Below are 19,573 nucleotides of genomic sequence, written 5' to 3' on the forward strand. Positions count from 1 at the left end.
CAATCGGTAAATTTTGAATGAATCCCGGGGAGGGGGCGGGCTTAACTCTCTTCGCGCGCCACCGCCTGCCAGCCGATATCGCGACGGCAGAAGCCGTTTTGCCATTCAGTTCGGTCGACCAGCGCATAGGCTCGCGCCTTGGCTTCGGCGACTGTTTTGCCCATGGCCGTCACATTGAGAACCCGTCCGCCGGTCGCTACCAGTGCGCCGTCCTTCAGAGCCGTGCCTGCATGGAAGACTTTTTCACCGGTAGATGTCTGCGGCAGCCGGCTGATCGGTGTGTTTTTTTCGTAGGCTCCGGGATAGCCCTTCGACGCCATGACCACAGTCAGAGCGACGTCATCGCTCCACTCGGCGGAGACCTGATCGAGCGTTCCGGTGGCAGCGGCATAAAGGAGCTCAAGCAGGTCGCTTTTCAGCCGCATCATCAGCACCTGGCATTCCGGGTCTCCGAACCGCACGTTGTATTCGATCAGTTCCGGACCCTTTGCCGTAATCATCAGTCCGGCGAAAAAGACGCCCGCGAACGGGTAGCCGCTTTCCGCCATGCCGCGGATGGTCGGCTCGATGATCTCCTTCATCGTGCGGGACACCATCTCAGGCGTCATCACCGGCGCCGGCGAATAGGCGCCCATGCCGCCGGTATTCGGCCCCGTATCGCCGTCGCCAACGCGCTTGTGATCCTGCGCGGTTGCAAGCGCCAACGCCGTCCTGCCGTCGGAGAGGCAGAAGAAGCTTGCCTCTTCGCCATCGAGAAAGGCTTCGACCACGACTTCCGCGCCGGCTGCGCCGAACGCGCCATCGAAACAGTCGTCGATTGCGGCAAGTGCTTCATCGACCGTCATGGCAACGGTGACACCTTTGCCCGCCGCAAGGCCGTCCGCCTTGACCACGATCGGCGCGCCTTGCTGCTGCACGTAGGCCTTGGCCTCGGCGGCATGTGAAAAGCGGCGATAGGCGCCTGTAGGAATGTCGTAGCGCGCGCAAAGATCCTTGGTGAAGCCTTTCGAGCCTTCCAACTGGGCGGCAGCAGCCGATGGACCGAAAACCATGATGTTCTCGGCGCGGAGGGCATCGGCAAGGCCGGCGACGAGCGGTGCCTCAGGACCGACCACGACAAGATCTATCTTCTTTTCGTGACAGAAGGCTGTCACGGCTTGGTGATCGTCGATATCGACCGCCACGATGGTAGCATGTTCCGCAATGCCGGGATTGCCGGGAGCGGCATAAAGTTGGGTAAGTTTCGAGGATTGGGCAAGCTTCCAGGCCAGCGCGTGCTCGCGTCCACCGGAACCGATCAAGAGAACCTTCATGTCTCGCCCTCGTTTTCTAACCTGACCGGCGGTTAAGGGGCGGGACGGCAAAGGTCAAGTGCCGGGCCACGAGATGCTCTATCATCTCGTGGCCCGGCCGCTGCGATCAAGCCTCTAACGGCGCGACGGTGTCGAGGCCTTGCCTCGCCGAATGTTCAACGTCGTCTGGAAGATCATTCGGTTTCGGTACGCAAGGAAGGGTACCGGCTCGTCTCTTGAGGACGCATTGGCGAGTTTTTCGTCCAAATAGGAAATGGCGGCCTCGAGCTCTTCATCCGCAACCGCCGTGTCGAACGCCAGCACTCTGGCAGCTTTCTTGGGCATTCATACCTCCATTCCTGGCCGCATCATGCGGCGGCTGGAATTTAGGTGCTGATTGCGGCGGGTGAGAGAGTCCCCGTTCTTTTCCACAGGTCCATGGTTAGCGGTCTTCCAACGCCCGTCCCGCTTTGGCACATCCTCGGCAACTTGTGGACCTGTCGCGGCCCACGTTGCCTTGCCACAAACTTTCACTATGGTCACGCCTCCAGTTTTCAAAGAGGACGTTCATGGCCGCCGATATCCGATTCCTTGCCGCCGCGATCGCTGCGGAGATAAACGCCCGCCCCGAGCAGGCCGCCGCCGCAATCGGGTTGATTGACGATGGCGCAACCGTGCCCTTCATCGCGCGGTACCGCAAGGAAGTGACCGGGGGGCTCGATGATTCGCAGCTGCGGACGCTCTCCGAGCGTCTGGTCTACCTGCGTGAGCTGGAAGCGCGCCGATCATCGATCGTCGAATCGATCACGTCGCAGGGCAAGATGACGGAAGAGCTTGGCGCGAAGATTGCGAAAGCCGCGACCAAGGCCGAGCTCGAAGACCTCTATCTTCCCTACAAGCCGAAGCGCCGCACCCGCGCCGAAATCGCCCGCGAGCGTGGTCTGGGGCCGCTCGCCGATGCGATATGGGCCGATCGGACCGCCGATCCCGCAAAACTGGCGGAAGCCTACATAAAGGGTGAGGTGCCGGATCTCAAGACGGCGCTCGACGGTGCGCGCGACATCGTTGCCGAAACGATTTCCGAAAATGCGGACCTGCTCGGAAAGCTGCGGCAGCATATGCGCAATGGCGCGACGTTGAAGGCCAAGGTGGTCGACGGCAAGCAGGAGGCCGGCGCCAAGTTTTCCGATTATTTCGATCATTCCGAACGCTGGGCAACGGTTCCCAGCCATCGCGCGCTTGCCATGTTGCGCGGCTGGAACGAGGAGGTTCTGACGCTTTCGATCGAAGTGGATCAGGACGATCCGTCGCCGGTGAAACCTGCCCAGCGCATCATTGCCCTGGCTTTCGATATCCGCGACCGGGGTGCTGCGGACCGTTGGCTGATGGAAGCCGCCGGCTGGACGTGGCGCGTCAAACTCTCCGTATCGCTGTCGCTGGACCTGATGCGGGAATTGCGCGAGCGTTCCGAGGAGGACGCAATCCATGTCTTCGCCCGCAACCTAAAGGATCTGCTGCTGGCGGCTCCCGCCGGTTCACGTGCAACGATGGGGCTTGATCCCGGCATCCGCACCGGCGTCAAGGTTGCCGTGGTCGATGGCACGGGCAAGCTGCTCGAAACGACGACGGTCTATCCTTTCCCGCCGAAGAACGACATCCGTGGCACTCAGGCCGAGCTTGCTTCCCTTGTCCGCAAGCACAAGGTGGAATTGATCGCCATCGGCAACGGCACCGGCAGCCGCGAAACGGAGAAACTGGTGGCGGATATGCTCGCCAGCCTGCCGGCGCCAAAGCCGACAAAGGTGATCGTCTCGGAAGCGGGCGCATCGGTCTATTCCGCCTCGGAAACCGCCTCGGCCGAATTTCCGAACCTCGACGTGTCGTTGCGCGGCGCAGTTTCGATTGCCCGCCGCCTGCAGGATCCGCTTGCCGAACTCGTCAAGATCGAGCCGAAATCCATCGGTGTTGGCCAATATCAGCACGATGTCGACCAGACGAAGCTATCGCGCTCTCTGGACGCAGTTGTCGAAGACGCGGTGAATGCGGTCGGCGTCGACCTCAATACGGCCTCGGCCCCGCTGCTTTCACGTGTTGCCGGCCTTAGCCGGTTGATTGCCGAGGCGATCGTCCTGCATCGGGATCAGAACGGCGCGTTCGAGAGCCGCAAGGAGCTCCTCAAGGTCGCCCGGCTCGGCAACCGCACATTTGAGCAGGCCGCAGGTTTCCTGCGCATTCCAAACGGCAAGGAGCCGCTGGACGCCTCTGCCGTGCATCCGGAAGCCTATGGCGTCGCCAAGAAGATCGTCGCCGCTTGCGGCCGTGATCTCAGAACCCTGATGGGCGACAGCGCAACGCTCAAGAGTCTCGATCCCCGTAGGTTCATCGACGAGCAGTTCGGCCTTCCGACGGTCAAGGACATCATTGCCGAACTTGAGAAGCCGGGCCGCGATCCGCGCCCGGGCTTCAAGACGGCGACTTTTGCGGAAGGAATCGATGAGATTGGCGATTTGAAACCCGGCATGCTGCTGGAAGGCACGGTTACCAATGTCGCCGCCTTCGGCGCCTTCGTGGATATCGGCGTGCATCAGGATGGGCTCGTGCATGTCTCGCAGCTCGCAGATCGTTTCGTCAAGGATCCGCATGAGGTGGTCAAGGCGGGCGACGTCGTGAAGGTTCGCGTGGTCGAGGTCGATGTAAAGCGCAAGCGCATCGGGCTGACCATGCGAAAGGACGGCGGCGAGGCACCCCCCGTTTCCGGTAGCGGCGCTCGCGACAAGCCGGTCAATTCCAAATACGCGAAGACTGAAAAACAGGCCTCTCAAGGTGCATTCGGGGCGGCTCTCGCGGAAGCGTTGAAACGCAAATAGAAATCGCCAGATGCCTGCAGCCAGATTCAGGCCGTCAAACAAGATTTGACGGCCTGTCTTTTTGTGGCATTTTTGAGGTTCCAATGTGCTTGCATGTTGCGAGGAAAGTACTATTTTTCAAAAATCATAAGGCAGCCTTAGTATCTTTGGAGGTGAGTCTATGGCCTCGTCCCTTCACAATCTCTTCAGCAAGATCATCAGGATAGGAACGCTTGTCGTCAAAGGCTCAGGCGGTGAGCAGCGTTATGGCGGAGGAGGGGGGCGGTCCGTCACCATCCGGTTTACAGACGAGGCAGCCGAGCGGGAGCTTGTCGCCGACCCGCAGCTGAAGCTCGGAGAGCTCTATATGGATGGTCGGCTTCTTATCGAAGAAGGCGACATCTACGAGTTCCTGGCGCTCGTCAAGGACAACACCCTGAAGGAAGGGCTGACCTTCGGCATCCTGTTGCGCTCTTTGGCGCGGATCGCAATAACGCAGTTTCGCAGTCGCGTGCCGATCAACCATAACCGGCGCAACGTCGCCCACCACTACGATCTCAACGCCAAGCTCTTTTCCATGTTCCTCGATGAGGACTGGCAGTATTCCTGCGCCTATTTCAACCCGCCTGGAATTTCTCTTGACGAGGCACAGGTCGCCAAGAAGCGCCACATCGTGGCGAAACTGCGAGCCGAGCCTGGCCAGCGGGCTCTGGAAATCGGCTCCGGCTGGGGCGGCATGGCGATGTATCTGTCCGAGTTCTGCGGGGTCGACGTCACTGGCATCACGCTGAGTGAAGAGCAGCTCAAGGTATCGCGCGAACGGGCGGCCAAGCGTGGCCTCGCCGGCAGCGTCCGGTTCGAGCTGCAGGATTATTATTACCTGCCGCCGCGCAAATATGACCGTATCGTCTCCGTCGGCATGTTTGAGCATGTCGGGCGGCAGAACTACCGCAAGTTCTTCAACAAGGTGAATGACGTGCTGGCCGATGACGGCGTCATGGTGTTGCATTCGATCGGTCAGCCCTATCCGGCGCTGATCAACAACCCGTGGATCGAGAAGTACATTTTCCCGGGCGGCTACATTCCCTCCATCGCCGAAGTCATGCCGGCGGTCGAAAAGGCGGGCCTGCTCGTCTCCGACATCGAAATCCTGCCGATGCATTATGCCTACACGCTCCGCCATTGGCGCGAGCGCTTCATGGCTCACAAGGCGGAAGCTGCTGCCCTTTATGACGAGCGCTTCGTTCGGATGTGGGAATTCTACCTCGCAGGCTCGGAAATGGCCTTTACCCACGAAAACTTCTTCATCTTCCAGATGCAGATCGTCAAAAAGCGGACGGCGGTCCCGGACAACCGTAACTATATCCAGGAACGGGAGGCCGAGTTGAAGGCTTTCGAAGCGAGCCGCATGCCGCTGGACCAGATCGCGGGTTAGGGAAACAAGGAGCCGGCCGGGGTTGTCCTGCTTGACCGCCGGCTTGGTCGAGAGCTAGAACCTCGGCCATGACGAACGCCGACAATTTCAGCGGCCGTGTGGCCGATGCTCCTTCGGACAATTGGGTATACCGCGTGTTGCCGCGGTCGGCCTGGCCCTATGCGCAGCTCGCTCGCTGGGACCGCCCGATCGGCTGGCAACTCCTGATGTGGCCCTGTTTCTGGTCAGCAGCGCTTGCCGCCAATGCCGCGCATGACGAGGGCGTGTTTTCGGCCTCGCTTTTCCTGTTCCACCTGATCGTGTTTTTCATCGGTGCGGTTGCGATGCGTGGAGCCGGCTGCACATATAATGACCTCGTCGACCACGACATCGATATGGAAGTGGCGCGCACCCGTTCGCGACCTTTGCCGTCCGGCCGCGTGTCCCGCTTCGAAGCGAAGACATTTCTGGCCGTGCAGGCCCTGGTGGGTCTTCTTGTCCTGATTCAGTTCAACACCTTCACGATCGTGCTCGGTATCCTGTCTCTGGCAGTCGTTGCGGTTTACCCGTTTGCCAAGCGCTTTACGGATTGGCCGCAGTTTTTCCTTGGCCTCGCCTTCTCATGGGGGGCTTTGATGGGATGGGCCGCGGTATTCGGCAGCCTTTCGGCGGCGTCGATCTGGCTCTATCTCGCCGCGATCGCCTGGACGATCGGTTACGATACGATCTATGCCCATCAGGACAAGGAGGACGATGAGCTGATCGGAGTACGGTCCACGGCACGCCTCTTTGCCGAGAACACCAGGGCCTGGCTCGTCGGCCTTTATGGCTTCACTCTCGTCTTCCTGTTGTTTGCTTTCGCCGCCGCAGGCGTCGGATTTTTCGCTTATGCCGGCCTTCTGGCGGCGGCCGTGATGTTCGCCTGGCAGGTGGTAATCCTCGATATCGACAATGCCGACCAGTGCCTGAGGCTTTTCAAGTTCAACACCCGCATCGGCGCCATCCTGTTCCTTGGGCTCACCCTCTCGATAGTCCTATAGCTCAAAAAGCAAGAAGCCCGATCGGCTGACGATCGGGCTTCTTCGTTATCGCGAGAAGCGGTGGACAAAGGGACAAACAAAGCCCTAGCGGCGCGCGATAATTTCCTTGCCTTCGATCTTCATCGAGATGCCCAGGCTGCCGGTCGTCCTGCGAACCAGGAAGCGCGGCCGGCGGGCTGCGAAATAGGAGTGGCGGCGGCGCGGCTTGGCTCCTTCGGAGCGAATGTCGCCAAGGTGGGTTTCCAGCGGTCGGGCGACGCCGTCGGCCTCCACCATCAGCATGGGTATGCGGAAGGCATTCGCCCAGCTGCGCCAGTCTGCGGCGATGTCGCAGAGGTCGTGGGCGACCAGAAGCGGGATGCAAAGATCAGGGTCTTCATGATGCAATTCCAGCGTAACGGTCACTTCTCCATCTCCGTGATCGATGGCTCTTGCGGCGACGCCTTTGAAAGCCCGAGCGGGAAGTGCGACGGACAGCGGCAGGCCGCTGGCCGGAAGTATTTTGCGGAGAACGGCACCGCGCTTGTCGATGGTAATGGTGACATCTCCTGATGCCTCGCGCAGCGCATAGGTAACCTGCTGCGGGAAACGAGACGGATCGAGCCTCAGTGTCGACCCTGCCCATACGGGCTTCAGAACTGTATTGTTCATCGATATGCTACCCTTGTTTTACCTGAGAGCCGTTGCCGGTTTCTCCACGGGACTTTTGTCCTCTGATAGCCAAAGCATAGGGCGGGCCTGTTCGAGACTGCTTAAAAATTGCGGTTAAAGAAGGTTTGCCTGACCTGATGGTTAGCGAAAACGAACCGCTTTGGGTTTCCGGAATGTGAATCGGCAAAACCTGTGCGGAGGCGGGACAAGAAACGGGGGGCGAAGGAAAAGCCCCGTGCAAGGCAAGTCGGGGATGATTGCACGAGCATCATTCCGACTTGCGGGGCCAGCCCATGGTATCGACCTATCTCACCTTCGATCTCGTCAATCGCGATATCCTGAAGAGCCTGAAGCAGATCTCCGGGCAGACGACGGTCGCAAACGATACCAAGTATTACCAGGACAATATCGGCAAGGTGAAATCCGTCGATGAGTTCCTGGACAACTACCGGCTCTATTCCTATGCGATGACGGCCCACGGGCTTGACGAGATGATCTATGCCAAGGCTTTCATGAAGCAGGTGCTGGAAAGCGATCTCGGCGACGAAAACAGCTTCGCAAACCGCCTGACCGATGACCGCTATAAGAATTTCGCGGCATCCTTCAATTTCGCTTCGTCCGCGTCGGATACCGCCGTTGCCCAGTCGGGCGGCCAGATGGACGAGCTTTTCGAAACCTACGATCAGACGATCGCGGCTCAGGAAGAGCAGATCGAGGACGACACCCGCTACTTCAAGGTCATGCTGAGCGAGACGGGCAACATCAAGAACGTCGACGAATTTCTCCGCAACGAACGCCTGCGCAATTATCTCTTCACCGCCTATGGCATAGACGGAAGATACTACAACTACACAGCTATTCGAGGAGTTCTCGTCAGCGATCCGAACGATCCCGCGAGCTACTACAACACCGCCTATGGCGGTAATCTTGATCAATACAATGCGGCCAAGACGGAAGACACCGAGCTGACGGAACGGCTAAGCCTGAACGGGACGGTTCCCCAGCTGCAAAACTCCATAACGCTCGGTCAGGAAAAAAAGGCCGATCTGGAAAGTCAGATAGCGGCCAAGCAGGCGGAGCTCGATAATGGCGGCGACGCCGCGGTACTACAGCCCCAGATAAATGACCTGCAGACGCAACTGACTGCCACCAACAACCTTCTGCAGGAGGATCAGAATAAGCTCACGACGCAGCAGACACGGCTCGATGAACTGAATGCGAGGCTCGTCCCTGTCGATCAGACGGCCCAGCGGCGTGCAGAGCTTGCTGAAATCATCAATGGTACCAAGGCCGACGCAGCCTATCTCGGTGTCATGAAGGCGTTGGCGGAAGATTTCAACTTCAATGCCGACGGCACGGTGCCGGTCGGGGGCGCCGTCACGGAGGACAAGCTTGAAGCGATCATAGCGGGTTTCTTCAACAAACAGACGCGGGTGACTCATGCCGAAGCCATGTTCAATCAGCAACTGTTCGAAGAGAAAATCGCGACCGCAACGAATGTCACCGACATCACCAGCGATCCGCGTCTTCTGAAATATATCAAAGTCGCATTCAACCTCGACAAGGCGACGGTCGTCAAATCCACGATCGAGCAGATCCTCACGAGCGATCTGGATGATCCGAACAGCTACGCGAACAAGTTCGGAGCAAATAACCCGCAATATCTGGAGCTCGCCAAGGCCTTCAACTTCAATACCGACGGCACGGTCGCAGCTGGAGATGCGCAGACGACGCTGCAGAGCAGCCGCACGCGCGACTACTACATGAGCCGTTGGGACGACAAGCAGGAAAGCGACTACGAGAAGGCGGTCAGGTTCTACAAACTGGATCTGGCGGCCGTCAAATCCCTCAATGACTTCCTGAGCAGCGATGCCCAGACGAGCTATGAATTCGCACTGACCGCAGTCGGCATAGACCCGTCGTCGGTCTCCAAGCTGACTGTGAAGAACGCGCTGAAGAGCGACCTGTCCGATCCCAACAGCTATATCTACAAGTTGAAGGACGAACGGTTCCTGACGCTGGCAAGACTGTTCAACTTCAGCAAGGACGGCGAGGTCACGGCACCTGTTCTGGCCCAATCGAATTCGGCAATCACCAATGTGGCCAAGGATTACATCCTTCGCCAGACCCGCTTTTTGGAAGGCGATGAGCTGGAGGCCAAGAAGAAGAAGGCCCAGGAGGAAGCCAAGTACTACACCGACACGATACAGCGCATCGACAGCCGCGATGAGCTGCTTGCCGACCGCAAGCTCCTCGATATCCTCCTCATCTCCAAGGGCATCGATCCTGCCACGATCACCAACGATGTCCTCAATAAGGCCTTCAATTCCGACCTCAGCGATCCGAACAGCTTCGTCAACAGCCAGCCCGACAAACGGTTGGCCCAGATCGTCGGCACTTTTAATTTCGACGCGAAGGGCGATGTCGATCGCAGCACGGCCGGACGGGCTCAAAACGGCGGCGAGGTCGCGGCAACCCAAAGCCTCTATGTGCGACAGCTTCTGGAGACCCAGCAGGGCGAGGAAAATGCCGGCGTCCGCCTGGCGCTCTATTTCCAGCGCATGGCCGACACCATCACCGATCCCTACGTGATCCTCGGCGACGAGGCGCTGATGGAGTTCTTCCGCATCACCTTCAGTCTTCCTTCGGAGATAGGCAACATGGAGGTCGATCAGCAGGCAAAGCTGATCGAAAAGAAGCTCGACCTGAAAGATCTGGCGGATCCGGAAAAGCTGGAGAAGTTGGTCAAGCGCTTCACAATCATGTACGATATAGAGAACGATACATCGGCAACGGCATCGGCGGCGAGTATTCTCGGCGGCAGCTCAGGTGGGATCAGCGCGGATACGCTTTGGGCGCTGTCCCAGATCAGGATGGGTTAATCCGAGTTCTCAGCGACGCTTTGCGCATCCACGTTTGTCCCCAAGGTCTCGAAATCCGGATCGGTATTGGCGGCCAACCAGTCGAGGTCCTTCTGAATGCTGTTCCGGCTTTCCTCTTCCATCCGTCGGTAGCGTGAAAGCAGTTCCTGTCCGAAGTCCGTAAGGCCGGCGCCGCCGCCGCTCTTGCCGCCGTGGCGGGTGAAGATCGAAGGCTCGCGAAACATTCGGTTGATCTCATCGCCAAGCAGCCAGGCGCGTCGGTAGGACATGCCGATCGCGGCTCCGGCGGCGCGGATCGATCCATGCGCGGCAATGAGCTCGAGTAGCTGCGCCTTGCCAGGCCCCAGTCGCACACCGTTGTCGAGATCGATGCGGATCGTGATTTTCGGTTTCCGGCTCAAGGGATTGCCACCACCTTGTCGGGGTTCATGATGCCGGCCGGGTCGAAAGCCTTCTTGATCCGCCGCATCAGATCGAGTTCGATCGGGGAACGGACGTGAGCGAGCTCGTCCCTCTTCAACTGGCCGATACCGTGTTCGGCCGAAATCGATCCGCCCGCTGCCAGTACAATGCCGTGGACGATCTCGTTGATCTCGCGCCAGCGGCCGATGAAGGCAGCCTTGTCGGCGCCCATGTTGGCACTGATCGGCTGCGAGATGTTGTAGTGGATATTGCCGTCGCCCAGATGGCCGAAGGCGCAGATGCGTGCGCCCGGAATAGCTGCCAGTACAGCCTTGCCCGCTTCTTCCATGAAGGCCGGAATTCTGGAAACGGGTACGGAAACGTCATGTTTGATCGAGCCGCCCTCCGGCTTCTGTGCATCCGAGAGGCTTTCGCGCATATGCCAGAGCGCCTTCTGCTGGGCGACCGACGAGGCGATGACCGCATCACGGATGAGACCTGCCTCAAAACCCTGTTCCAGCAGCGATTGCACCATCGACTGCGCGGTTTCTGCCGAATCTGAGGTGGAGATGTCGATCAGCGCATACCACGGATGCGGTGCGGAGAGCGGGTCGCGAACGCCTTCGATATGGCGGGTGGCGAACTCGACGCCGATGCGGGGCATCAGCTCGAAACCGGTCAATGCCGTGCCGCAGAGGTTGGAGGCCCGTTCGAAGAGCTTCAGCGCATCCTGCGGCGAATTGATGCCTGCAAGCGCGACCTGATGCCCGACCGGCTGAGGGAAAAGCTTCAACACGGCCCCGGTGATGATGCCGAGCGTGCCTTCAGCGCCGATGAAGAGATCGCGCAGGTCATAGCCGGTATTGTCTTTCTTGAGACGCCTGAGGCCGTCCCATATCTCGCCGGTCGGCAGCACGACTTCGAGGCCGAGGCAGAGCTGGCGCATATTGCCATAGGCAAGCACCGCGGTGCCGCCGGCATTGGTGGAGAGATTGCCGCCGATGCGGCAGGATCCTTCCGAACCGAGAGACAGCGGGAACAAGCGGCCCACGGCTTCGGCGGCCCTTTGAACGTCGGCGAGGATCGCACCGCCATCCGCGACGAGGACGTTGGCAACCGGATCGACGTCCCGGATGCGGTTCATGCGCTCCAGCGAGACGATCAGATCGCTGCCGCCGCTGCGCGGCGTCTGGCCGCCGACAAGCCCTGTATTGCCGGTCTGCGGCACGACCGGCGTGCCCGTCTCGCTCGCAAGCTTGAGGATTGCCGAAACCTCCTGCGTCGTTCCCGGCTTCAACAGCATCGGCGACGAACCGACATAGAGCCCCCGGCCTTCGACGAGGTGCGGAGCGAGGTCCTTCTGGTCCCGCAGGACGTGGTTATCGCCGACGATGGCCGCGAACCGGTCGAGAAGCTCTGGCTTTGGCCCGGAAATATCCATCGGCGTCTCCTCCTTCTAGTCCCGCGGTGCCGCTGCGCGGGCCAGCCGGTCGTTGATCGCTTCGCCAAGCCCGTGATCGGGTATCGGGGTGACAGCAATGCGTATCGCACCGGTTGCGTCGGCGCGCTTCAGATAGTCGAACAGATTTGCCGCCGCCTGCGCAAGATCGCCGGAGGGGCTAAGATCAAAGACTTCCTTTGCAAGCTCGATGCCTTTTATCGGGGTGGAACCCAGCCGGATCAAGGCTTCTCCGCTTTCCACATGCTCGGCATTCAGCCGCACTGCGGCTCCCGGAGCGTAGTGGGAGGCGAGCATGCCAGGCGCCTCGATGATCGCTGACGGGCCGTCCGCCCGCGTCACGGCAAGGCCGGTTGCCTTCTCGATCTCTTCGGCTGCAACCCCGCCGGGCCTCAAGAGGCGGATCATGCCGTCCTCGACCCGCACGATGGTCGATTCCACCCCGACGGGAGCTGCCCCGCCATCGATGATCAGCTGCAACTTGCCGCCCAGATCTTCGGCCACGTGCTTCGCACTGGTCGGGCTGACCTTCCCGGATGTATTGGCGCTGGGGGCTGCAAGCGGTTTTCCAAAGGCGCTGATGAGGTCGGCGGCAAAGCCTTTAGGAAGGCGGATGCCCACTGTGTCGAGCCCCGCCGTCGCCAGTGAATGAATGCCGCTCTGCGGCTTCAGTGGCAGGATCAAGGTCAGCGGCCCCGGCCAGAATGCAGCTGCGAGCTTTCGCGAGATGGGATCGAAAACGGCGTAGCGCTCCGCCATGGCGACATCGGCCATATGGCAGATAAGCGGGTTGAAGCGAGGCCGGCCCTTGGTTTCATAGATGCGCGCGATGGCGGCGGGATTGGTGGCATCCGCTGCGAGCCCATAGACCGTCTCGGTCGGGATCGCTACGGGAAAGCCGTCCGCCAGCACCGCGCAGGCGCGCGCTATGGCGTTCTCGTGGTCCGCGGTGATGTCGATGATCTCTGCCGTCATGTCCGCTCGTCAATAGCGCGGACAGCGACCCGCTTCAAAGCTTTTTGAGGATCTCGCGAAGCGCATCGTTCGACGCGCCGAGCAGAAGCACGTTCTTGATGGCCTCCATCGGGTCGCTGGTCTGGAAAAGCAGCCCATTCTTGCGGATCGTTCGGCTGACCTGAAATGGTTGGCCTGGCTCACCTTCGATCGCGACGGCGAAATACATGCGCGAATAGGAGGTGTGGATGCGCTCGAAGAATCTCTCCTCTTCCCCGATTTCGGAAAAGAAGTTCGCGATATAGAAAGACCAGCTGACAGGCACGCGGCGTGCCAGAAGGGTCCGCGCGGCCGTCACGTGGCAATAACCGAGATGCGGGCTTCCTTCGAGCGTTCGATGGAAAACGATCTTTGGAAACTGAATGGAACGGTGAAAGGCGTTGATGCGCTCGTGGCTTTTTTCGCCGGCGGCTTCAAGCCGCTTGCCGGTTCGCTCGGCGACTTCCTCATGGCTGATATAGCGGCGTTCCTGCGGCAGCCAGATGGGTTTGTGGCGGACGATCCGTCCGGTTCTCAGAAATTCAGAATGAGCAGCGGATTTCGTTGCCGCCGGCACGGGAGGGCTTGGCGGGGGAGCTTCGAAATAGCGGATTTTTTCTTTGGCCTGCACTGGCTCCGCTCCGGTTGATGCCGGTATTTTAGAATTTAGCCGTTAATGACAGGTTTCCCTTATGCGAGGCTGGAAGGGCTTTTGGCGTCGTCGTCAATGCGGTTGTCGATGTCGCAATGTCGCCTATGCGACAGCCGGGGCGGATGCTTATATCCGCATCAAGCTCAAGGTGCCGCCCGGCTAGGGAGGGCGGAGAATTGGGAAGCCGGTCGAAGCCCGGCGCTGCCCCCGCAACGGTGGTGGAGTTTAAAGGTTTGGCTAGAGCCACTGGGAAAGAGCCGCAAGGGCCGCCCGGGAAGGCGCCGGACCAGCCCCGAAAGGGGCAACTCCTGAGCCCGGAAACCAGCCTTGGGGAAGAAACGTTACCGATCGCGGCGGGCGTTCGGGGCAGGAACCTGGCAGGCCTGAGCCGGCCGGTTTTTCCATGTCCTTCCGCATGCCCGCAAGACAAGGAAGGCAAGATGGACATTCGCAACCAGGCGCTGCGACAGCTCAAGAACCGCCGCGAAGGCTTCAGTCTCGAACAGGCGTTTTATACCGATCCCAACTATTACAAGCTCGATCTCGAGATGATCTGGTATCGCGACTGGCTGTTTGTCGGCCATGATTGCGAGCTGCCGAAGAACGGCAGCTATTTCACCCTTCAGATCGGCGATTATCCGGTTGTCGTGGTGCGCGGCCGCGATGGCCAGATTCGCGCCCTTCACAATACCTGCCGCCATCGCGGCAGCCGCGTCTGTACCAAGGAAAGCGGTTCGGCGGTACGCCTGGTCTGTCCCTATCATCAATGGACTTACGAACTCGACGGCTCGCTGTTGATCGGGCGCCATATGGGCAAGGAATTCGACAAAAGCCAGTTCGGAATGAAGAAGGTGCATTGCGAAAGCGTCGCCGGCTACATCTTTATCTGCCTGGCTCAGGAAGCGCCGGATTTCGCACCGGTCCGCGCCGCGATCGAGCCCTATATGGCTCCGCACCGCTTGTCGGAAGCTAAGGTTGCGCATCAGTCGACGATTATCGAGAAGGGCAATTGGAAGCTCGTCTGGGAAAATAACCGGGAATGTTATCATTGTGCCGGAAATCATCCGGAGCTCTGCCGCACCTTTCCGGAGGCGCCGACGGTCACCGGCGTTGCCGGCGCGATCGATGATCCCGTCATCATTGAGCACTGGCAGCGGTGCGAGGCGGCCAATCTGCCGAGCGAGTTCCGGATCTCACCCGACGGGCAGTTTCGCGTTGCCCGCATGCCGCTGATCGAGGGAGCGGAGAGCTACACCATGTCCGGCAGGAATGCCGTGCAGCGGAGGCTTTCCGACGACGTGAAAATCGACGGCATCGGCACCATGCTGCTCTTCCATTATCCGACCACCTGGAATCATATGCTGGGCGACCACGCGATTTCCTTCCGCGTCACGCCGCTCGGGCCGGAGGAGACCGCCGTTACCACCAAATGGCTGGTCCACAAGGACGCGGTCGAGGGCGTCGATTACAATCTCGAAGAGCTGACGCATGTCTGGAACATGACCAACGACCAGGACCGCCAGATCGTCGAGGAAAACGCCTTTGGCATTCGCTCTCCGGCCTACGAGCCGGGACCGTATTCGGCCGAGCACGAGGGCGGCGTCATGCAGTTCGTCGAATGGTATTTGAACTTCATGGTCAATCGCCTGCAGGGGGATCAGGCAAAATTCTCGATCGTCGCCTAGCTCAAGGAGCGGCCGATCTCCTCTTCGTGATCGGCTGTGTCACATCATGGCCGGGGATTCTAGGAACAAAATCCTCGATCTGGCGTTGCTTTGCTCAACAACGACAAAGGAAACACCATGATGAAGTACCATCTTCGCCTGACTGCAATGGCCGTTGCCCTTGCTTCCACGTTGACCAGCTTTGCCCCTGCCCAGGCACTCCAGATGCCTTCGGCACCCGCCTTTTCGGCGCATTCCGCCGTCACGGATGTCCAGTATCGCGACCGCCGCGATTGGCGCCGTGATCGTTACGGCTGGTACAGGGGACATCGCGGCTATCGTGAACGCCGGCCCGGATATCGTTATTACAACGGCTTCTGGTTCCCGCTTGCCGCCTTTGGCGCGGGCGCGATCATCGGTGGTGCTATAACGGCCGATCGGGGCGGTTATAGCAGCCGTCATTATGCCTGGTGCGAAAGCCGTTATCGCACCTACCGTGCATCGGACAACACTTACGTTGCCAGTGCCGGTGTGCGTCGGATCTGCCGCTCACCTTACTGACCCGGTAGCATCAAGTTATCGGTCGCGACCTGGTCTCGGGCATGACGCCCGAGACCAGGTTTTTCATGCCTGAAACGTTAATCGCCTATTCAGGATCAATTTCCTAAAGGAGTGTAGAACATCCGGTCTGTCCGATATGGAAATCATCGGCTGCGGCAAAGAATTCGATGCATCGATTGAGGAATGGGGGCTCCAATATGACGTTCAAGAAGATGGCGCTTGCGGGAATCTCCGCCGTGGTACTCATAGTGTCGCTGACGCCGGCCCATGCCATGCCCCTTCCGGCCCGGCCGACGGTGGCAAATTCTGCCGTCACCGAGGTCCAATACTGGGAGCGCGATCGGTGGGAACGTCGCGAGTGGCGCCGTGATGCCTATCGCGATGGATATCGCGACGGCTATTACAACGGCCACCGTGGCTACCGGGAACGCCGACACGGCCATCGTTATTATAACGGTTACTGGTTCCCCTTGGCCGCTTTTGGCGCAGGCGCCATCATCGGCGGGGCGATTGCCGCTCAGCCCCGTTATGTAGAACCCGCGCCGCGATATGTCGAACCTGCTCCGACCTATGTCGAGCGCGGCGACATCAATCCTCGCCATTACGAATGGTGCGCCGACCGCTACCGGTCCTATGACAGCTATTCCAACACGTTCCAGCCGAACTACGGCCCCCGCCGGACCTGCTTGTCGCCCTACTACTGATAGGCAGCTTTTTCTGCGGGCGATCAGAGAATGCCTGCCCGTCTCAACAGCCACCAGGCGGCGAAAACTGAGACGCCCATCAAGCTGAATGCGTAGACCGTACCGTCGCTTCCTTCTGCAAAAGGAAGCGACGAGGTGTTCATTCCGAAGAAGCCGGTGACCAGCGATGGCGGCAACAGGAATGCCGTCATCAGTGACAGGATGTAGAGGTGCCTGTTCGTTTCCGACGACAGCTTCGAGTCGATTTCCTCATGCAGCAGCCGGGCACGCTCCTGCAGTGCATAAACGTCGTGATCCACGGCCTCGAGCCGCGAGATGAGCCGTGAGGCCGCATCGTCGAAACCCGGCGGCATCTCGTCGTCATCGACAGCCGCTGCTCGTCGCATCAGCGTCAGCACGGTCCTCAGATGGCGATGCAGCCTGACGACCGTCCGCCGCACCGGTGCCAGTCTGCGGCGCTCGTCGCGTGGCGCATTGTCGTAGACGAAGTCCTCGATCAGGTTCAGCTCTTCCGTCAGCTCCATCACCAGGCTGATCATCGTCCGTTGGAACTCGGCAAGGAGCGTCTCGAACACGTCAATAGGCTTCTGGTAACGCGACGCGTTCTTCTCGATCGCCGCCCGCACCCGGTCCACCGATCGCAGCGGTTGGAGACGCGTGGTGATGATCACTTTGCCGGACGCGAAGAAATGCAGCCAGCCGATGTCGCGCGTCTCGCTGTCGAACTCGCGCTGGAAATCAACGAGGGTTCCGTAGACGACCTGTTCGTCGAGAGTGACGGCCTCATGCGTGTCATGGGTCGTGAGTGCGGCGACCGCGGGCGGCGGGAGGTCGGGAAAACTTTCCAGGAAGGCAGCGACCCGCGAGTCGGCGAGGTTCAGGTGGAGCCAAAGGAAACCATCGGTTACTTCAAGATCGCTGCGGCCCGCATCAAGCGGCAGTCGGGTGCATGGCGCACCAGGCCGGAAATGGTAAGCCCAGACGAAACCGGGTACGACGGGCGCTATAAGAGACATCGGCGTGGCATCCGGAAGCATGAAAATCACTCCATAGGTTCCTTTTGTAACGCCAGTTCAACAAAACTTTCTGAAGCGCCTTCGCACAAGCAGGAACCTAGCAGCAATTGACAATCACATTTACGTTTACGTAAAAAGCAAACAGGCATGCGGCCGTGTTGGAATCGGGTAGCATCAGGCAGGCGGAGCTGCCGTGGGAGGAGAGCATCATGTATAAGGCACCGGTCGAAGAGATCGCTTTCACATTGAATCACGTAGCAGGCCTGGCGGAGGCGGTGGAGATCGGCAGATTTGGCGATCTCAGCGCCGATCTCGTCGAAGCCATCCTCGAAGAGGCAGGCCGTTTTGCTGGCAACGAAATGGCGCCGCTGGGAGAGATCGGCGACAGGCAGGGCGCGCGGTTGACCGACGGGAAAATTAAAACGCCGGACGGGTGGCCGGAACTCTACCGCCACTGGCGGGAAGGGGGCTGGAACGGGCTGACGGCGCCGGAAGCCTTCGGCGGTCAGAACCTGCCGCATATGCTGAACGTGGCGGCGCTCGAAATGTGGAATTCCGCTTCCATGGCTTTCGCGCTTGCCCCGACGCTGACCATGGGCGCGATCGAGGCGCTCGTCACGCACGGCAGCGACGCGTTGAAGGAAAAATATCTCGCAAAGATGGTATCCGGCGAATGGACCGGCTCGATGAACCTGACCGAACCGCATGCGGGCTCGGACCTCGGCGTCCTGAAAACGCGCGCCGAGCGTCGCGACGACGGCACCTACCGCATTTTCGGCCAGAAGATCTTCATCACCTGGGGTGAGCATGATGTGGCCGACAACATCATTCATCTGGTCCTGGCGCGGCTTCCCGACGCACCGGCGGGCACGCGCGGCATCTCGCTTTTCCTCGTCCCGAAATTCCTGGTGAACGAGGACGGTTCACTTGGATCCCGAAACGACGTCTTCTGCCACTCGATCGAACACAAGCTCGGCATCCACGGCTCGCCGACCTGCACGATGATCTACGGTGATGGCAAGTTCGGTGACGAGAAGGGAGCCATCGGCTGGATCGTCGGCGAGGAGAACAAGGGGCTCGCCTGCATGTTCACGATGATGAACAATGCCCGCCTAGCGGTCGGCATGCAGGGTGTTGCCATCGCCGAAGCCGCAACCCAGAAGGCGCTCTCCTATGCCCATGAGCGTACCCAGGGCAAGGCTCCCGGCTGGTCCGGTTCCGGCATGAGCCCGATCATTGAACATCCCGACATCGCCCGGACCCTGATCACCATGAAGGCGCTGACGCAAGGCGCGCGCGCCATCTGCTATGCCTGCGCCCATGCGACCGATATGTCGCACCACACCGATGGTGATGAGGCCCGCCATTGGGCCGAGCGGGCAGCACTTCTGACGCCGATTGCCAAGTCCTTTGCGACCGACATCGGGGTCGAAGTCGCTTCGCTCGGCATCCAGGTACATGGCGGCATGGGCTTCATTGAGGAAACCGGAGCTGCCCGCTACCTGCGCGATTCTCGTATCGCTCCGATCTACGAAGGCACCAACGGCATCCAGGCGATCGATCTGGTGACACGCAAGCTGCCGCTCTCTTCGGGTCAACAGGTGCAAGGCTTCATCGGCGAATTGAAGCAGATCGCCGAGAGGATTTCGGCTTCGAACGACACGGCTTTCGGTGAGACCGGCGACCGGCTGCGTGCCGCGATTGCGGCTCTTGAAACCACGACCCATTGGCTGCTGGAGACGCAGGCTGCCGGAAATGCGGCTGACGCTCTGGCTGGCGCGACCCCCTATCAGCGCCTTTTCGGCCTGACTTTGACCAGCTGCTATCTTGCCAAGGGCGCGCTTGCCAATACCGGGGACGGCGGAGCTGAAAAGCGCGTCGCGCTATGCCGCTTCATGGCGGAGAACCTCCTCGCCGAAACATCGGCCTTGAAGGACCGCGTCGTTTCCGGCGCTGCAAGTCTCCAAGCTGCCCGCGCAATCCTCGCCTGAAGGAGC

General features: G+C 60.0%; 16 protein-coding genes and 1 riboswitch. Of the genes, 8 read left to right on the forward strand and 8 right to left on the reverse strand.

What is annotated here, in order from left to right; all coding sequences use genetic code 11:
* Nucleotides 1-41 precede the first annotated feature (41 nt).
* Entirely contained in the window at nucleotides 42-1,313 is a 1,272-nt protein-coding gene (purD, locus tag EDE09_RS02790) for a phosphoribosylamine--glycine ligase (protein ID WP_105373297.1), read from the reverse strand.
* 114 nt (nucleotides 1,314-1,427) lie between these two features.
* Nucleotides 1,428-1,637 (reverse strand): hypothetical protein, encoded by a 210-nt coding sequence (locus tag EDE09_RS02795; RefSeq protein ID WP_105373296.1) that lies wholly within the window; start codon nucleotides 1,635-1,637, stop codon nucleotides 1,428-1,430.
* A gap of 224 nt (nucleotides 1,638-1,861) precedes the next feature.
* Here EDE09_RS02795 and EDE09_RS02800 point away from each other — a divergent pair, with 224 nt between their 5' ends.
* The 3 genes from EDE09_RS02800 (at nucleotide 1,862) to ubiA (ending at nucleotide 6,592) form a co-directional block, all read left to right on the forward strand.
* Nucleotides 1,862-4,159 (forward strand): Tex family protein, encoded by a 2,298-nt coding sequence (locus EDE09_RS02800; protein WP_132408742.1) that lies wholly within the window; start codon nucleotides 1,862-1,864, stop codon nucleotides 4,157-4,159.
* Between the two features lie 160 nt (nucleotides 4,160-4,319).
* The gene (locus tag EDE09_RS02805; protein ID WP_132408744.1) at nucleotides 4,320-5,573 is read left to right on the forward strand and encodes a cyclopropane-fatty-acyl-phospholipid synthase family protein; all 1,254 of its coding nucleotides are present in this window, start codon (nucleotides 4,320-4,322) and stop codon (nucleotides 5,571-5,573) included.
* Between the two features lie 68 nt (nucleotides 5,574-5,641).
* Complete coding sequence (gene ubiA, locus EDE09_RS02810; RefSeq protein ID WP_105373293.1) at nucleotides 5,642-6,592, forward strand: 4-hydroxybenzoate octaprenyltransferase; 951 nt, start codon at nucleotides 5,642-5,644, stop codon at nucleotides 6,590-6,592.
* 84 nt (nucleotides 6,593-6,676) lie between these two features.
* Here ubiA and EDE09_RS02815 read toward each other — a convergent pair whose 3' ends face one another.
* A complete protein-coding gene (locus tag EDE09_RS02815; protein ID WP_105373292.1) occupies nucleotides 6,677-7,243 on the reverse strand; it encodes a DUF6101 family protein in 567 nt (188 codons plus the stop codon).
* A 293-nt stretch (nucleotides 7,244-7,536) separates the two neighbouring features.
* On the opposite strand from EDE09_RS02815, the gene EDE09_RS02820 reads away from it, so the two are divergent.
* Nucleotides 7,537-10,125 (forward strand): DUF1217 domain-containing protein, encoded by a 2,589-nt coding sequence (locus EDE09_RS02820; RefSeq protein WP_132408746.1) that lies wholly within the window; start codon nucleotides 7,537-7,539, stop codon nucleotides 10,123-10,125.
* On the opposite strand, the gene EDE09_RS02825 is transcribed toward EDE09_RS02820, so the two are convergent.
* The 4 genes from EDE09_RS02825 to EDE09_RS02840 are packed head-to-tail and all read right to left on the reverse strand — an operon-like array spanning nucleotide 10,122 to nucleotide 13,592.
* Complete coding sequence (locus EDE09_RS02825; RefSeq protein ID WP_132408748.1) at nucleotides 10,122-10,526, reverse strand: LysR family transcriptional regulator; 405 nt, start codon at nucleotides 10,524-10,526, stop codon at nucleotides 10,122-10,124. The two genes, EDE09_RS02820 and EDE09_RS02825, sit on opposite strands and share 4 nt — an antisense overlap.
* Entirely contained in the window at nucleotides 10,523-11,968 is a 1,446-nt protein-coding gene (locus EDE09_RS02830) for an FAD-binding oxidoreductase (RefSeq protein ID WP_105373289.1), read from the reverse strand. The genes EDE09_RS02825 and EDE09_RS02830 overlap by 4 nt, the downstream gene beginning before the upstream one ends.
* A 15-nt stretch (nucleotides 11,969-11,983) precedes the next feature.
* On the reverse strand, nucleotides 11,984-12,961 hold the full coding sequence (locus EDE09_RS02835) for an L-threonylcarbamoyladenylate synthase (protein WP_132408750.1): 978 nt from the start codon (nucleotides 12,959-12,961) through the stop codon (nucleotides 11,984-11,986).
* A gap of 34 nt (nucleotides 12,962-12,995) precedes the next feature.
* The gene (locus EDE09_RS02840) at nucleotides 12,996-13,592 is read right to left on the reverse strand and encodes a DUF6656 family protein (RefSeq protein ID WP_132408922.1); all 597 of its coding nucleotides are present in this window, start codon (nucleotides 13,590-13,592) and stop codon (nucleotides 12,996-12,998) included.
* A gap of 168 nt (nucleotides 13,593-13,760) precedes the next feature.
* Nucleotides 13,761-13,976, forward strand: a riboswitch (cobalamin riboswitch).
* A gap of 95 nt (nucleotides 13,977-14,071) precedes the next feature.
* Between EDE09_RS02840 and EDE09_RS02845 the strand changes: the two genes are divergently transcribed.
* The 3 genes from EDE09_RS02845 to EDE09_RS02855 all read left to right on the forward strand — a co-directional run bounded on the left by EDE09_RS02845 (nucleotide 14,072) and on the right by EDE09_RS02855 (nucleotide 16,560).
* Nucleotides 14,072-15,316, forward strand: a complete 1,245-nt coding sequence (locus EDE09_RS02845) for an aromatic ring-hydroxylating dioxygenase subunit alpha (RefSeq protein ID WP_132408752.1) — start codon at nucleotides 14,072-14,074, stop codon at nucleotides 15,314-15,316.
* Nucleotides 15,317-15,433: 117 nt separating this feature from the next.
* Nucleotides 15,434-15,856, forward strand: a complete 423-nt coding sequence (locus tag EDE09_RS02850) for a BA14K family protein (protein WP_132408754.1) — start codon at nucleotides 15,434-15,436, stop codon at nucleotides 15,854-15,856.
* Nucleotides 15,857-16,053: 197 nt separating this feature from the next.
* Entirely contained in the window at nucleotides 16,054-16,560 is a 507-nt protein-coding gene (locus tag EDE09_RS02855; protein ID WP_132408756.1) for a BA14K family protein, read from the forward strand.
* A 23-nt stretch (nucleotides 16,561-16,583) separates the two neighbouring features.
* Here EDE09_RS02855 and EDE09_RS02860 read toward each other — a convergent pair whose 3' ends face one another.
* A complete protein-coding gene (locus EDE09_RS02860) occupies nucleotides 16,584-17,576 on the reverse strand; it encodes a transporter (RefSeq protein ID WP_132408924.1) in 993 nt (330 codons plus the stop codon).
* 209 nt (nucleotides 17,577-17,785) lie between these two features.
* On the opposite strand from EDE09_RS02860, the gene EDE09_RS02865 reads away from it, so the two are divergent.
* Nucleotides 17,786-19,567, forward strand: coding sequence for an acyl-CoA dehydrogenase (locus EDE09_RS02865; RefSeq protein ID WP_132408758.1), 1,782 nt, complete (start codon nucleotides 17,786-17,788; stop codon nucleotides 19,565-19,567).
* The last annotated feature ends 6 nt before the right edge of the window (nucleotides 19,568-19,573 follow it).

This window comes from Neorhizobium sp. S3-V5DH (assembly GCF_004343065.1).
Classification (GTDB): domain Bacteria; phylum Pseudomonadota; class Alphaproteobacteria; order Rhizobiales; family Rhizobiaceae; genus Neorhizobium; species Neorhizobium huautlense.